The 14,204-nt window shown below is 63.0% G+C and carries 11 protein-coding genes; 9 read left to right on the top strand and 2 right to left on the bottom strand.

The annotated features are described in order from the left end of the window. Positions 1 to 59: 59 nt before the first annotated feature. Positions 60 to 1,388 carry a 30S ribosomal protein S12 methylthiotransferase RimO gene (gene rimO / locus AB7951_RS13870; protein ID WP_120289812.1) on the bottom strand — a complete coding sequence of 443 codons (1,329 nt, stop codon included), beginning with the start codon at positions 1,386 to 1,388 and terminating at the stop codon, positions 60 to 62. Positions 1,389 to 1,499: 111 nt separating this feature from the next. Between rimO and AB7951_RS13865 the strand changes: the two genes are divergently transcribed. Further along, a complete protein-coding gene (locus tag AB7951_RS13865; RefSeq protein ID WP_089264382.1) occupies positions 1,500 to 2,090 on the top strand; it encodes an ANTAR domain-containing response regulator in 591 nt (196 codons plus the stop codon). Further along, positions 2,090 to 3,259, top strand: a complete 1,170-nt coding sequence (locus AB7951_RS13860; RefSeq protein ID WP_120290337.1) for a CmpA/NrtA family ABC transporter substrate-binding protein — start codon at positions 2,090 to 2,092, stop codon at positions 3,257 to 3,259. Before AB7951_RS13865 ends, AB7951_RS13860 begins: the two co-directional genes overlap by 1 nt. Positions 3,260 to 3,267: 8 nt before the next feature. Here the strand turns inward: AB7951_RS13860 and AB7951_RS13855 are convergent, their stop codons facing one another. After that, positions 3,268 to 3,969, bottom strand: coding sequence for a phosphoadenylyl-sulfate reductase (locus AB7951_RS13855; protein ID WP_120289810.1), 702 nt, complete (start codon positions 3,967 to 3,969; stop codon positions 3,268 to 3,270). A 216-nt stretch (positions 3,970 to 4,185) separates the two neighbouring features. Between AB7951_RS13855 and cysD the strand changes: the two genes are divergently transcribed. The 7 genes from cysD to AB7951_RS13820 all read left to right on the top strand — a co-directional run bounded on the left by cysD (position 4,186) and on the right by AB7951_RS13820 (position 14,163). After that, positions 4,186 to 5,025 carry a sulfate adenylyltransferase subunit CysD gene (cysD, locus tag AB7951_RS13850; RefSeq protein WP_068731681.1) on the top strand — a complete coding sequence of 280 codons (840 nt, stop codon included), beginning with the start codon at positions 4,186 to 4,188 and terminating at the stop codon, positions 5,023 to 5,025. Positions 5,026 to 5,035: 10 nt separating this feature from the next. Further along, on the top strand, positions 5,036 to 6,958 hold the full coding sequence (gene cysC / locus AB7951_RS13845; RefSeq protein ID WP_120289807.1) for an adenylyl-sulfate kinase: 1,923 nt from the start codon (positions 5,036 to 5,038) through the stop codon (positions 6,956 to 6,958). Positions 6,959 to 7,433: 475 nt separating this feature from the next. Next, a complete protein-coding gene (locus AB7951_RS13840) occupies positions 7,434 to 9,221 on the top strand; it encodes a NirA family protein (RefSeq protein ID WP_120289805.1) in 1,788 nt (595 codons plus the stop codon). Next, positions 9,218 to 10,825 (top strand): sulfite reductase subunit alpha, encoded by a 1,608-nt coding sequence (locus AB7951_RS13835; protein ID WP_120289803.1) that lies wholly within the window; start codon positions 9,218 to 9,220, stop codon positions 10,823 to 10,825. The genes AB7951_RS13840 and AB7951_RS13835 overlap by 4 nt, the downstream gene beginning before the upstream one ends. Before the next feature lie 437 nt (positions 10,826 to 11,262). Then, positions 11,263 to 12,360 (top strand): ABC transporter substrate-binding protein, encoded by a 1,098-nt coding sequence (locus AB7951_RS13830; protein WP_120289801.1) that lies wholly within the window; start codon positions 11,263 to 11,265, stop codon positions 12,358 to 12,360. Then, positions 12,338 to 13,378: an ABC transporter permease subunit gene (locus AB7951_RS13825; protein WP_120289799.1), complete on the top strand. Its 1,041-nt coding sequence runs from the start codon at positions 12,338 to 12,340 to the stop codon at positions 13,376 to 13,378. The genes AB7951_RS13830 and AB7951_RS13825 overlap by 23 nt, the downstream gene beginning before the upstream one ends. Continuing rightward, positions 13,372 to 14,163 (top strand): ABC transporter ATP-binding protein, encoded by a 792-nt coding sequence (locus tag AB7951_RS13820; RefSeq protein ID WP_120289797.1) that lies wholly within the window; start codon positions 13,372 to 13,374, stop codon positions 14,161 to 14,163. Before AB7951_RS13825 ends, AB7951_RS13820 begins: the two co-directional genes overlap by 7 nt. The last annotated feature ends 41 nt before the right edge of the window (positions 14,164 to 14,204 follow it).

Here is a 14,204-nt window from a genome sequence, read left to right as displayed (position 1 = left end):
AAGTGCTGGATTGCTTCGTCGCAAGTGCTCCTCGCAATGACGGCTGAGACAGTATCGCTTTAGAATCCCGCCACGGTCCCGTGCAGATCGTAATTGTCCGCGCGTTCGATCTTCGCCGTGACGATCTCGCCGACCTTCAGCGGCCGGCGTGCGGTGATATAGACCGATCCGTCGATGTCAGGCGCGTCCGCCTTCGAGCGGCCCTTTGATACAGTCGGGCCGACCTCGTCGATGATGATCTGCTGGCGGGTGCCGACCTTGCGCTTCAAGCGGCGCGCCGAGATTTTCTGCTGGCGCTCCATCAGTGCGTTCCAGCGCTGCTGCTTGATTTCTTCGGGCACTGCATTGGCGATGGCATTGGAGGTCGCGCCTGCCACGGACTCGTATTTGAACGCGCCGACGCGGTCGATCTGCGCTTCTTCCAGCCAGTCGAGCAGATACTGGAAATCGCTCTCGGTCTCGCCGGGGAAGCCGACAATGAAGGTCGAGCGGAGTGTGAGATCGGGGCACATTTCGCGCCACGTCTTGATGCGGGCGAGTGTCTTGTCCTGCGCGGCCGGGCGCTTCATCGCCTTCAATACTTCCGGGGCCGCGTGCTGGAACGGGATGTCGAGATAGGGCAGCACATTGCTGCCGGCATTCATCAGGCCGATGACTTCGTCGACATGCGGATACGGGTAAACATATTGCAGCCGCACCCAGGCGCCGAGTTCGCCGAGCTCCTTGGCGAGATCATAGAACTTGGCGCGGACCTCGCGATCCTTCCACGGGCTCGTCGCATATTTGATATCGACACCGTAAGCCGAGGTGTCCTGCGACACGACCAGCAATTCCTTGACGCCGGCCTTCACCAGCTTCTCAGCCTCTAACAGCACCTCGTTGGCCGGACGCGAGACCAGATCGCCACGCAGCTTCGGGATGATGCAGAAGGTGCAGCGGTTGTTGCAGCCTTCGGAAATTTTCAAGTAGGCGTAGTGCCGCGGCGTCAGCTTGATGCCCTGCGGCGGCACGAGATCGATATGTGGATTGTGCACCGGCGGCAGCGCGCGATGCACAGCGTCGAGCACGCTCTCATATTGCTGCGGGCCGGTGATCGACAGCAGGTTGGGATAGGCGGCCTCGATCTGCTCGGGCTCGGCGCCCATGCAGCCGGTGACGATGACCTTGCCGTTCTGCGCCATGGCTTCGCCGATGGCGCCCAGCGACTCCGCCTTGGCGCTGTCGAGGAAGCCGCAGGTGTTGACGATGACGATGTCGGCGCCGTCGTGCTTGCGGGCGAGTTCGTAGCCTTCGGCCCGCAGCCGCGTGATGATGCGCTCGGAATCCACCAGGGCCTTCGGGCATCCCAGCGAGACAAAGGAGATTTTGGGCGCGGCGGCCTGTTGCATATTCGATCTGCCTGATTGAGAGGCAGCAGGTAGTCCCATTTGCCCATAATTACAAGGCTTTAAGCCGTGCGCGGGCGTGCTATGGGTATGCTGCATCCATGTGAGTGCCCGATGCCTGCCGACCAGTCGCCCAAAATTGTCATTGTCGACGAAAGCCCGATCCGGGCCGCGATCCTTGAGGAAGGGCTGCGGGAGGCTGGCTATGTGGACGTCCAGCATATCCGGGAGATGCATAACCTGCTGGCCCGGATCTACGCCCTGGACCCTGACGTCATCGTCATCGACCTCGAAAACCCCAGCCGCGACGTGCTGGAACAAATGTTCCAGGTGTCCCGCGCCGTGCGCCGGCCAGTCGCCATGTTCGTCGACCAGAGCGACGCCGAGTCGGCACGGGCGTCGGTCGAGGCGGGGGTATCCTCTTACATCGTGGACGGGCTGAAGAAGGAGCGGATCAAACCGATCCTCGATCTCTGCATCTCCCGTTTCAATGCCTTCTCCAAACTGCAGGACGAGCTGGAGCGCACCAAGTCGGCGCTGGAGGAGCGCAAGATCATCGACCGCGCCAAGGGCATCGTGATGAAGCTCAAGGGCCTCAATGAAGAAGAGGCTTACGTATTGCTGCGATCCACGGCGATGCGTGAAAAGAAGAAAATCGGCGAGATCGCGCAGTCGATCATCACCGCAGCGGAGTTGCTGAAATGATCGACCACCCGCTTCGCATCGGCTTCATTCCGCTGGCCGACGCCGCCGCCCTGATTGTCGCGGTCGACAAGGGGTTCACGAAGGCCGAGGGGCTGAATGTCGAACTGGTCCGGGAAGTGTCGTGGTCGAATGTCCGCGACAAGCTGAATATCGGCCTGTTCGAAGCGGCGCATCTGCTGGCGCCCGTTGCCATCGCGTCCAGCCTCGGGCTCGGGCATGTGAAAGTGCCGATCGTGGCGTCGTTCAATCTCGGCATCAACGGCAATGCCATTACCGTCTCGCCGGCGCTGCATGCGGCGCTGATGTCGGAACTCGACGGTGACCCGACCGATCCGATGGCCACCGCGCAGGCGCTGCGCCGCGTGGTCGTCGCGCGCGCCCGTGCCGGCGCCGATCCCTTGACCTTCGGCATGACGTTTCCGTTCTCGACGCATAATTACCAGCTCCGTTTCTGGATGGCCGCCGGCGGCGTCGATCCCGATGAGGACGTCCGTCTCGTGGTGCTGCCGCCGCCTTACATGGTCGACAGTCTCGCCAACGGTCACGTCGATGCGTTCTGTGTCGGCGCGCCCTGGAATTCTGTCGCGGTCGATCTCGGCGTCGGCCATATCCTGCATTTCGTCTCCGACATCCTGCTGCGCGCTGCCGAGAAGGTGCTGGCGATGAGGCAGAACTGGGCGGAGAAGAACCCGGACATCGTGGCGGCGCTCACGCGGGCGCATGTGAGCGCGGCTGCCTTCATTGAGGCGCCGGAGAACCGCAATGAGATTGCCGCGATTCTCGCCAAGCCCCAATATATCGGCGTCTCGCCGGAGGTCCTGCTGCGGACGCTGGATGGCCGGCTGAAGATTTCACCGGATGGCACCATGCGCGAGAGCGGGCGCTATCTGCTGGTCGGCCGCGAAGGAGCCGGGCGTCCTGATCCCGTTCAGGCCGCCTGGCTCTATGCCCAGATGGTGCGCTGGGGACAGGCCGCGATCAGCCCCGAGGCGCTGAAGATCGCACAGGGTGTGTTCCGCCCCGACCTCTACGATGCCGCGCTCGGTATCACCGGGAGCGCTCTGACTGATGTGCCCGACGCGGTTGGCGCCTTCGCTGGACCGCCATTCGATCCGAGCAACATCGCTGCCCATCTCGCTGCGTTCGAGATCGCGCATATGAAGTCGTAGCGGCGGCGTCAGTTCGCCGATGTGTGGATGCCGCATTCCGTTTTGGCGCGGCCGCGCCAGCGGCCGGCGCGGGGGTCCTCGCCAGGCGCGGTGCGGGACGTGCAGGGCATGCAGCCGACGGACGCAAAGCCTGAGGCTATGAGCGGATGTGGCGGCAGCTTCGCCGACGCATAGATCAGCCCGATCTCGTCCGGCGTGACATTGGCGAATGGATTGAATTTCAGCTTCCCGCCATCGGTTTCAACGACAGGAATGGCCGCGCGCGATGCGCCCTGAAATCGTTTGCGGCCGTTGATCCATGCACTGAACGGCGCCAGTGCCTGCGCCAATGGTTCGACCTTCCGGATCCGGCAGCAGGTGTCGGGATCGGACGACCACAAATCCCCATCGCTGTCGTGAGCGGCAAGCGCATCTACTGCGGGGCGGATCGTTCGCACGTCGCGCAGGCCCAGCGTCAGGATCAATTGGTCGCGATAGGCGAGTGTCTCCTCGAACATCCAGCCGGTGTCGAGAAACAGCACGGGGATGGCGGGATCGACATCGGCCATCACCTTCAGCAACGCCGCAGACTCCGTGCCAAACGACGATACCAGCGCGAGTCTATCGCGGCCGACGACATCAAGTGCCGCAGCAATCACCTCGGCGGGCGAGGCGGATTGCAGCGCTTGATCGTATTGGACAGCACTTACGACGGCTCCGGGCGACAACATCTCGAACTCCTCAACACATCCAGCTTGACTGGAATAAGATTCTATATATCAGTTGTTTGTCGCCACTTAATAGAAAAATATTCTTTCTATTTGAGAAGCGCAGTTTAGATTTTTTGACCCCATAAATCGAGTTCCAGAGATGCACTTTCTCCGAGCGTATCCGCTTCGTGAGCAACGGCGAATCTCACGGCGGTTTTGAGGACCTGGAGAAGGCGTATGACGTCGACCAATCTCGAACGCGTCCGATCGGACGTGGTATCGATGGACCACCTCGATCAACTGGAAGCGCAGAGCATCTACATCCTGCGCGAGGGCTTCGCCCGGCTGAAGAAGCTGGCCTTGCTGTGGTCGCTCGGCAAGGACTCCAACGTCATGATCTGGCTGGCGCGCAAGGCGTTCTTCGGCCACGTGCCGTTCCCCGCGCTGCATGTCGATACCGGCAAGAAGTTTCCGGAGATGTACGCCTTTCGCGATCATTATTCGAAGGAGTGGGGACTCGACCTCACCGTCGAATATTGCCCGTCGATCGATAGTGTCGATCCGACACTGCCGCCAGCGGCGCGCTCCGCAGCGCGCAAGACCGAAGGCCTCAAACTCGCGTTGGCGAAGCACGGCTTCGACGGATTGATCGCTGGTATTCGGCGGGACGAAGAGGCGACCCGCGCCAAGGAGCGGGTGTTCTCGCCGCGCGGTGTCGAGGGCGGATGGGACGTGCGCGACCAGCCACCGGAATTCTGGGACCAGTTCAACGCCTCGCCGCCGCCCGGTGCGCATCTGCGCATTCATCCGATCCTGCATTGGACCGAAGCCGACATCTGGGCCTACACGGCGCGCGAAAACATCCCGATCATCCCGCTCTATCTGGCCAAAGACGGCAAGCGCTACCGCTCGCTGGGCGATGCCGACATCACCAATCCCGTCGCATCCACCGCCAGCACGATTGCCGAAATCCTGGTCGAGCTCGACGGCACCACGATTCCCGAGCGCGCCGGCCGCGCACTCGATCATGAGACCGAAGACGCCTTCGAGCGACTGCGCGTCGCCGGCTATCTGTAGAGGTGATGCCATGACCAAACCCGTCAATCCGACTTCGCTCGGAATGCCCAACGGCACCACGCGCCCGCAACTGCGCATTGTCATCGTCGGCCATGTGGATCATGGCAAGTCGACGCTGGTCGGTCGCCTGCTGCACGAGACCGGCGGCCTGCCGGATGGCAAGCTGGAGATGCTGAAAGCGGTGAGCGCCCGGCGCGGCATGCCGTTCGAATGGTCATTCCTGCTCGATGCGCTGCAGACCGAGCGTGACCAGGGCATCACCATCGATACCACGCAGATTCGCTTCCGCACCAAATTGCGTGACGTCATTCTGATCGATGCGCCCGGCCACGCCGAGTTTCTGCGTAACATGATCACCGGTGCATCGCAGGCCGATGGCGCCGTGCTGATCGTCGATGCGCTGGAAGGCGTTCGCGATCAGACCCGGCGCCATGCCTATCTGCTGCATCTCCTGGGCGTGAAGCAGGTTGCCGTTGTCGTCAACAAGATGGACCGCGTCGATTTCAGCGCCGAGCGCTTTCAGGCGATCAGCGACGAAATTTCGGCGCATCTCATCGAACTCGGCGTCACGCCTGCTGCGGTGATTCCGATTTCGGCGCGGGATGGCGATGGCGTCGCCACCCATACCGACCGTATCGGCTGGTATCGCGGGCCGACCGTCGTGGGGGCGCTCGATGCGCTGAAGCCGGCACTCGCGCTTGATGAATTGCCGCTGCGGCTGCCGGTACAGGCGATCTACAAATTCGACGACCGGCGCATCGTGGCCGGGCGTATCGAGGCCGGGCATCTGGCTGTCGGCGACGACGTGGTGATCATGCCCGCCGGCAAACGAGCAAAGATCAAGAGCGTGGAGCGCTGGTCGGCGACGCCGCTGGAAGGCGAGCACGGGGCAGGGCGATCCGTCGGTATCACGCTCGACCGCGAACTGTTCGTCGAGCGCGGCGACGTGATCGCGCATGTGGGCGCGGTGCCATCGGATACACGACGACTGCGGGCGCGGATCTTCTGGCTGCACGATCAGCCGCTGACAGCGGGATCGTCGATCCTGGTGCGGCTCGGCGTGCGCGAAGTGCGCGGCCGTGTGGTCGCGATCGAAAAGGCGATTGATCCCGGCGAACTGGCCAGTGTCGAGACCAAACAGATCGCCCGCAATCACGTCGGTGAAATCGAGATCGCACTGTCGCAACCGGTCGCCGCCGATCGCTATGTCGACAATCCGCGCACCGGACGTCTCGTGATCGAGGTCGGTGGCCGGATCGCCGGTGGCGGTCTCGTGCTCTCCTTTGATGCTGCCCAACGCGCGGCGTCGTCGGACATCGTGCCGGTGCAGTCGGCACTGCGGCCTGAGGAACGTTCAGCGCGCTATCGCCATCAAGGCGCAGTTGTGTGGTTCACGGGATTGCCGGGATCCGGCAAGTCGACGCTGGCGCGGGCGCTGGAGCACCGGCTGTTCGCCAAAGGCGGTTCGCCGATCCTGCTCGACGGCGACACGCTGCGCGCCGGACTCAACCGCGACCTCGGCTTCTCCGCCGCCGATCGCAGCGAGAATGTCCGGCGACTGGCGGAGATGGCCGGCCATCTCGCCCGCAACGGTCATATCGCCATCGTCGCGGCTGTGTCGCCCTCGCGCGGCGACCGCGCCGAGGCCCGCAGCGCGGTCGATACCGCATTTCGCGAGATCTATGTCGCGACTCCGGCAGAGATCTGCGAGCAGCGCGATCCCAAGGGGCATTACGCCAAGGCCCGCGCCGGCGACCTGCCGGGCTTCACCGGTATCGCCAACGACTATCAGGCGCCGGAGACGGTCGAGCTGCGGATCGACACGTCGACGGTCGATGTGGGGCGCGCGATAGATGGCATCGAGGACATGCTGCGGCAGACGCAAGTGCTGGACGACGGAGCCGCTGATCTGGCGGCGTTCGAGGCGGTCTAACGGCTTAGGCCCGCGCTCACTCTTGCATCTCATGATGAGGTCAAGGAAAGCTGGTTCGCCAGCTTTCCTCTTACCGAGGCGGCAATCCGAAAGGCCACGAGCCCAGTCTGGATGGCTTCGTCGCGCGGGGCCTTCGCAACGATAGCTGCCATTGACGTTCCCGCCGTCTAATTATTGAGCGTGCGGTGCACAAACGCTGGCACCGAACGGGCGGGTTCCGCCCGACCTCGACCTCAATCCCCTGATTTCTTGACGTTTTTCCTCCGAGGACGATCTGGCACGAGACTTGAATGTCTCTAGTCAACCGGCGTTCGCTGATGCCCGCCGGCCAGTTCAGATGGATTTCCGCAGCAACGAGGCTGATCGGATCGCTTCCAGAATTCAAGCCGGCGCGACGCGCTGACCTGAGCCTGTGCGGTCCGCGATCCTTATCCCCGTTGAAGCCACGCTGTGGCCCGCAGGAGCTTCGTCCCGCATGAAAATTGAAACGCTCTCCATCGACTTTACTGACGAACAGAAGCGCTACCTTGAAGGCTTTTCGACAGGGCTGCAGATCAGCCGTGTCGGCAAGGGTCTCGGCGGCGGCGCGTCAGCCAAGGCCAATGCGGAGCCGACCGGACCGGATGCGCCGCATATCAAGGCGCAGGATCGCACCATCGCCTCGGGCAAGAAGCTGGTCGAGCAGGAGAAATGGAAGCGCGAGGAACATCCTTTTGACGCCTATCCGCGGCTGCGCGATCAGGCCGCGATCGATGCGCGGCCATCGCCGGCCGACAATTTTCGCTGGCGCTATTACGGCATCTTCTATGTGGGTCCGACGCAGGACTCCTATATGTGCCGGCTTCGGATCCCGAACGGCATCATGAAGCACTGGCAGCTTGCAGGTCTTGCCGATCTCAGTGACGAGTTGTGCGGTCCGTTCTCGCATGTGACCACGCGCGCCAATCTGCAGGTGCGCGAGATTCCGCCGAAAAATGCGGTGAAACTGATCGAGGGTATCCAGGATCTCGGTCTGTGCTCACGCGGCTCCGGGGCCGACAACATCCGCAACGTTACGGGCACGCCGACCGCCGGCATCGACCCGCAGGAACTGCTGGACACGCGGCCCTATGCGCGCGAGTGGCACTATCACATCCTCAATGACCGCACGCTGACCGGCCTGCCGCGCAAATTCAACGTTGCCTTCGACGGCGCCGGCAAGATCGCCGTGCTGGAGGACACCAACGACATCGCCTTCCAGGCAGTCGAAGTGAAAGATGGCTTCGGCGTCGCACCCGGTGTCTGGTTCAAGCTCGGCATCGGCGGCATCACCGGTCACAAGGATTTCGCCACCGATACCGGCATCATCGTGAGACCGGAGGACTCCACCAAGGTGTCCGACGCCATCGTGCGCGTTTTCATCGATCTCGGCGACCGCACCAACCGGCTTAAAGCGCGGCTGAAATACGTAATCGACGGCATGGGCATGGAGAAGTTCCTGACCATCGTCGAGGAGAAGCTCGGCGCGCCGTTTACCCGCGTTCCGGCGGACGCGTTGCTGCCCCGCCCAAGCTTCGACCGCACGGCGCATATCGGAGTGCACCGACAGAAGCAGGACGGGTTGAACTGGATCGGCGTCGTGTTGCCGCTGGGCAAGGTGACGACCGATCAGATGCGGGGGCTTTCGAAGATTGCGGCCGATCTCGGCGACGGCGATATCCGCCTGACAGTGTGGCAGAACCTGCTCATCCCCGGCGTGAAAGACGCGAATGTCGCGCTGGCGACTGCGGCCATCGAAGCCCTCGGCCTTGCCATCAAGACCACCGAGATTCGCGCCGGCCTGATCGCCTGCACCGGCCGCGCCGGTTGCAAATTCGGCAATGCGGATACCAAACGCACGGCAACGAACATCGCCGAATGGTGCGATACGCGCGTCGAGGTCGATACGCCGATCAACATCCATCTCACCGGCTGCCATCATTCCTGCGCGCAGCATTACATCAGCGACATCGGCATGATCGGCGCGCGTATCCCCGTCGATGACAGCGACGATACGCTGGACGGCTTCCACATCTTCACCGGCGGTGGCTTCGGCCCGCAAGCCGATGTCGGGCAGGAGGTCTATCAGAACGTGAAGTCCGAGGACGCGCCTGTCGTCGTCGAGCGGCTGCTGAAAGCCTATCTCGCCCACCGCGCGTCGCCGGACGAGACCTTCCTCACTTTCTCGCGCCGTCACGACGCGGCATCGTTGCGTAAGCTTGCTGATGAACAGGTGTCCGCATGAATCAGATGACGCCGCCGCCCAAACTCGAGATCATTCCTGCGTCTGCGCCGTTCTCGGAAGCGCAACGCTCCTGGCTGAACGGCTTCTTCGCCGGCCTGCTGTCCGATGCGTCGGCGACGCCGCTCTCTGCAGAGCAGGGCGCCGCCATCATGGAAGAGGACGATGGTGCGCCGTGGCATGATCAGACCATGCCGATCGCCGATCGCATGAAGCTCGCCGAAGGCAAGCCGGTTCGTCGCAAGATGATGGCGGCGATGGCGCAGCAGGACTGCGGCCAGTGCGGCTATAACTGCAACGATTATTCCGACGCGATCGCCTCCAAGGCCGAAGCGCGGCTGAATCTCTGCGTGCCCGGCGGCAAGGAGACCGCGCGGATGCTGAAGTCGCTCTATGAAGAGCTCGACAAGGCACCGGCCGGTGCTGCGCCCGCGGCAGCAGCGATGCCTGCTGCTGCGGAGCCGGTCGAAGTTGCTGCGCCGGATCCGTCGACGCTCGGCCGCTCGCGCGACAATCCCGCACCCGCCGTGTTTCTCGGCCGCCGCCTGCTCAATGGCAAAGGCTCCGAGAAAGAGACCTGGCATATCGATTTCGATCTATCGGGCTGTGGCCTCGATTACGTCGTCGGCGACAGTTTCGGCATCTTTGCGTCGAACGATCTCGGTCATGTCGACCAGATCATCGCGCTGCTCGGCGCGTCGCATATGACGGAAGTGCGCGGCAAGACGCTGCGTGAAGTACTGCAATACGACGTCTCGCTGGCCCCGGCGCCGGATTCGCTGTTCGAGCTGATGTCCTATCTCACCGGCGGGGCGCAGCGCGCCAAGGCACGCGCACTTGCACAGGGCGAGGACCCAGATGGCGATGCCGCGACGCTCGACGTGATGGCTGCGCTGCAGAAATTCTCCGGCGTGCGTCCGCATCCGGAAGCTTTCATCGAAGCGCTGGAACCGCTGCAGCCGCGGCTCTACTCGATCTCGTCATCGCACAATGCGACGCCGGGCCGGTTGTCGCTCACCGTCGATATCGTTCGCTATATGGTCGGCAAGCGTAAGCGCCATGGTCTGGCCTCGAGCTTCCTCGCCGATCGCATCCAGCCCGGCGACGAGCTCAAGGTCTATGTCCAGAAGGCGCATGGCTTTGCGCTGCCGGAAAATCCGGAGACGCCGATCATCATGGTCGGGCCGGGCACCGGCATCGCGCCGTTCAGGGCGTTCCTGCACGACCGCAAGGCCACCAAGGCGCCGGGCAAGAACTGGCTGTTCTTCGGCCATCAGCGCAGCGCCTCGGATTTCTTCTATGCCGACGAACTCAATGGCATGAAGACCGAAGGCTTCCTCACACGGTTGTCGCTCGCCTGGTCGCGCGACGCGGGCGAGAAGTTCTACGTGCAGGATCGCATGCGCGAGGTCGGCCGCGACGTCTGGACCTGGCTCGCCGAAGGCGCTCATGTCTATGTCTGCGGCGATGCCAAGCGCATGGCCAAGGATGTGGAGCGGGCACTGGTCGATATCGCCGCCCAGCATGGCGTGCGTTCGACTGATGAAGCGGTGATGTTCGTCAGTGAACTGAAGAAGAAGGGGCGCTTTCAGCTCGACGTATATTGATATCTCTAGCCCTCATCCTGAGGAGCCCGCCGTTAGCGGGCGTCTCGAAGGATGGCCGCAGACTCTGAGCGCCGGCATCTCATGGTTCGAGACGGCGCTTCGCGCCTCCTCACCATGAGGGGAGCGCGCGTTAGCGAGAGAACTGTTTTGCTTCAACTGCGTCATCAGTAGAACGCTTCCTCAGCGATAAATTGCGTTCTCTCCCGGCGCTGCTCTCATTGGAGATAATCTCTCCATCCTGCGCGACATTCAAAATTCCATTTTATTGACCGAAGCCGCCGCGCTGCGCATCCTCGTACCATCGAAATCACAGGGCGGGAGTCGGCGGACTCTCACGGCTGAGCTTCCACTTAACACATTGACCATCGCATCAGCGCGAGCCGCAACACCATGCGTCGCGGCCATGGGCAACGCTGTGCCGATCGCAAGGAGACCAGATGTCGAACGATGATCACAACCGCAAGCCGCTGATGGATCGCCGGTCGCTGTTGCGCGGCGGCGCTGCAGCCGCATTGGCCGCGCCACTCGGCGTATGGGGCGCGCAGGCGTTTCCGTTCCGGCAGGCGTCACCCATCGATTTCTCCGAATTTCCGATCTGCAGGACCGCATCGGAGGCGCCCGCGCTCACCGGCGCACCGCGCAAATTGAAGCTCTCCTGGAATGCCGGCGCGGTCTGCCTTGCGCCGCTGCCGGTCGCCATCGATCACGGCTTCTTCCAGAAGCAGAACCTCGATGTCGAGCTGGTCAATTACAGCGGCTCGACGGACCAGCTTCTCGAAGCCATTGCCACCGGGAAATCCGATGCGGGCCTGGGTATGGCGCTGCGCTGGCTGAAGCCGCTGGAGCAGGGCTTCGACGTCAAGATCGTCGCCGGCACCCATGGCGGCTGCCTGCGCGCGCTGGCGCCGGCGAAGTCGGAGGTGAAGAGCGTTGCGGATTTCAAGGGCAAGACGATCGCGGTTGGCGATATGGCTGGTCCGGACAAGAACTTCTTCTCGATCCAGCTCGCCAAGGCCGGACTCAATCCGGACAAGGACGTCGAGTGGCGGCAATATCCCGGCAATCTGGTGCGGCTCGCTGTGGAGAAGGGCGAGGCACAGATCGGGCTCGCCTCCGATCCGCTGGCCTATCTCTGGCTCAAGGACGGCGAACTGAAGGAAGTCGGCTCCAATCTCGATGGCCCCTACAAGGATATCAGCTGCTGCATCGTCGGCGTGCGTGGCAGCCTGCTGCGTGACGATCCTCTGGTCGCGCGCGGTCTGACGCAGGCGCTGCTCGATTCTGCGATGTTCGCATCGCAGAATCCTGAGAAGGCTGCGAAGTCGTTCCAGCCCTATGCGCCGAAGAATGCCACCGTCGAAGATCTGCTGGGTATGGTGAAGTATCACACCCATCATCATCACCCCGTGGGCGATGCGCTGAAGCGCGAGCTGAAATCCTACGCTGACGATCTCAAGACGGTTTCCGTGTTCAAGCCGTCAACCGACACCACCAAATTCGCGGAGCGCATCTATGCCGACGTATTCCGCGTCTGAGATCTCATCGCTTGGCGGTGACCGCGAGACCGCGCTTATTGCTGGCGATGGTGGACTTCAATTCGTCAACAAGCTTCGTTTCAGCATCACGGGGATCGGGGCAGGGCTCGCCTGGCTGGCTTTCGGCCTGTCGTGCCTGCGATGGCCGGATATCGGCGACTGGCCACGCACCGAGGCTGTAGCCTATACGGCATTCGCGATTGCTGGCGGCATCGCGATTGCGACCACGGCGCAGGCAGCACTCGGCAAATTCGGCGACGGCGTGCAGCGACGCGCGCCCTGGCTGTTTGCCTTGGGAGCGTTCCTGACGCTGTGGGAGCTTGCAACGGCGAAATTCGGCTGGCTGCCGCTGCCGTTCTTTCCGCCGCCGCAGTCGATCGTCGAGGTCTATACCGACGACCTGCCGAAACTGCTCGATAGCGCCTTCGCCTCGGTGAAGCTGCAGCTTGGCGGCTACTTCATCGGCGCGGTCGTAGGCTTCCTCACCGGCGTCTCCATCGGCTGGTCGCGGCTCGCGGGCTACTGGGTGCATCCAATCCTGCGCTTCATCGGACCGTTGCCGGCGACGGCCTGGCTGCCCATTGCGTTCTTCACGTTCCCATCCGCCTGGAGCGCCAGCACGTTCCTGATCGCGCTTGCCACCGCCTTTCCGGTGACGGTGCTGACCTGGTCGGGCGTGGCCAGCGTCAGCACCGCCTATTACGACGTCGCACGAACGCTCGGTGCCAAGCCGTCTTTCCTGGTGACCAAGGTCGCAATCCCGGCGGCGCTGCCGCATGTGTTCGTCGGTTTGTTCATGGGGCTCGGTGCGTCCTTCGCGGTGCTGGTTGTGGCCGAGATGATCGGCGTCAAGGCCGGGCTTGGCTTCTATCTGCAATGGGCGCAGGGCTGGGCGTCCTACAACAACATGTATGCGGCGCTGATCGTGATGTCGCTGCTGTGCTCGGGCGCCATCACGCTGCTGTTCAAGGTGCGCGACCGCCTGCTGGTCTGGCAGAAAGGTGTCGTCAAATGGTAGCGCTGGCAAAGCCGTTTCAGCCCGCAGCGACCGGCGCGTCGCTCGACATCAAGGGCGTCAGCCATGCCTTCGATATCGATGGCAGCGTGTTGCCGGTGCTCGACGACGTCAGCATCAGCGTTGCGCCCGGCGAGTTCGTCGCGCTGCTTGGCCCCTCCGGTTGCGGCAAGTCCACGTTGCTGCGATTGGTGGCGGGTCTTGAGCCGCCGCGTGCCGGCACGCTGGATGAGGATGGCGTGGCCATCACCGGGCCGTATCCATCCCGCGTTGTCGTGTTTCAGGACCCGACACTGTTTCCGTGGCGGACGGTGTGGGACAATGTCGCGCTCGGGCTGGAAGCGCAGGGGGTACTGAAGACACAGCGTCACCGTGTCGATGCAGCCATCGATCTCGTCGGTCTCGGCGCATTCAAGAAAGCCTATCCGCATCAGCTCTCGGGCGGCATGGCGCAGCGCGTGGCATTGGCGCGGGCGCTGGTGAACGATCCGCGCATCCTCGTGCTCGACGAGCCGCTCGGCAAACTGGATTCGCTGACACGCATCACCATGCAGGCCGAGCTGGTGTCGCTCTGGCAACGCAACGGCTTCACGGCACTGCTGGTGACCCATGACGTGGAGGAGGCGTTGTTTCTCGCCAACCGCGTCATCGTGTTCAGCGATCGTCCCGCGCGGGTAACGGCGGATATCACGGTCGACCGGCCCTATCCGCGCCATCGCGGCGATCCGCATCTGGCCGAGCTGCGACGGCAGATCCTGGGACTGCTCGGGCTGGACGCGACGTGGTGAGCTCGTCCCGAATATGGTCCATTGCGGGCGAGGGCACGCTC

It is taken from the genome of Tardiphaga sp. 285_C5_N1_2, from assembly GCF_052076065.1.
Lineage (GTDB): Bacteria > Pseudomonadota > Alphaproteobacteria > Rhizobiales > Xanthobacteraceae > Tardiphaga > Tardiphaga robiniae.
This window is presented reverse-complemented; position numbering and strand designations above follow the sequence as displayed.

What these genes read in the sequence shown, in the direction of transcription:
- rimO (WP_120289812.1), bottom strand. Translation starts at nt 1,388, where the DNA reads ATGCAACAGGCCGCCGCGCCCAAAATCTCCTTTGTCTCGCTGGGATGC.
- AB7951_RS13865 (WP_089264382.1), top strand. Translation starts at nt 1,500, where the DNA reads ATGCCTGCCGACCAGTCGCCCAAAATTGTCATTGTCGACGAAAGCCCG.
- AB7951_RS13855 (WP_120289810.1), bottom strand. Translation starts at nt 3,969, where the DNA reads ATGTTGTCGCCCGGAGCCGTCGTAAGTGCTGTCCAATACGATCAAGCG.
- cysD (WP_068731681.1), top strand. Translation starts at nt 4,186, where the DNA reads ATGACGTCGACCAATCTCGAACGCGTCCGATCGGACGTGGTATCGATG.
- cysC (WP_120289807.1), top strand. Translation starts at nt 5,036, where the DNA reads ATGACCAAACCCGTCAATCCGACTTCGCTCGGAATGCCCAACGGCACC.
- AB7951_RS13840 (WP_120289805.1), top strand. Translation starts at nt 7,434, where the DNA reads ATGAAAATTGAAACGCTCTCCATCGACTTTACTGACGAACAGAAGCGC.
- AB7951_RS13835 (WP_120289803.1), top strand. Translation starts at nt 9,218, where the DNA reads ATGAATCAGATGACGCCGCCGCCCAAACTCGAGATCATTCCTGCGTCT.
- AB7951_RS13830 (WP_120289801.1), top strand. Translation starts at nt 11,263, where the DNA reads ATGTCGAACGATGATCACAACCGCAAGCCGCTGATGGATCGCCGGTCG.
- AB7951_RS13825 (WP_120289799.1), top strand. Translation starts at nt 12,338, where the DNA reads ATGCCGACGTATTCCGCGTCTGAGATCTCATCGCTTGGCGGTGACCGC.
- AB7951_RS13820 (WP_120289797.1), top strand. Translation starts at nt 13,372, where the DNA reads ATGGTAGCGCTGGCAAAGCCGTTTCAGCCCGCAGCGACCGGCGCGTCG.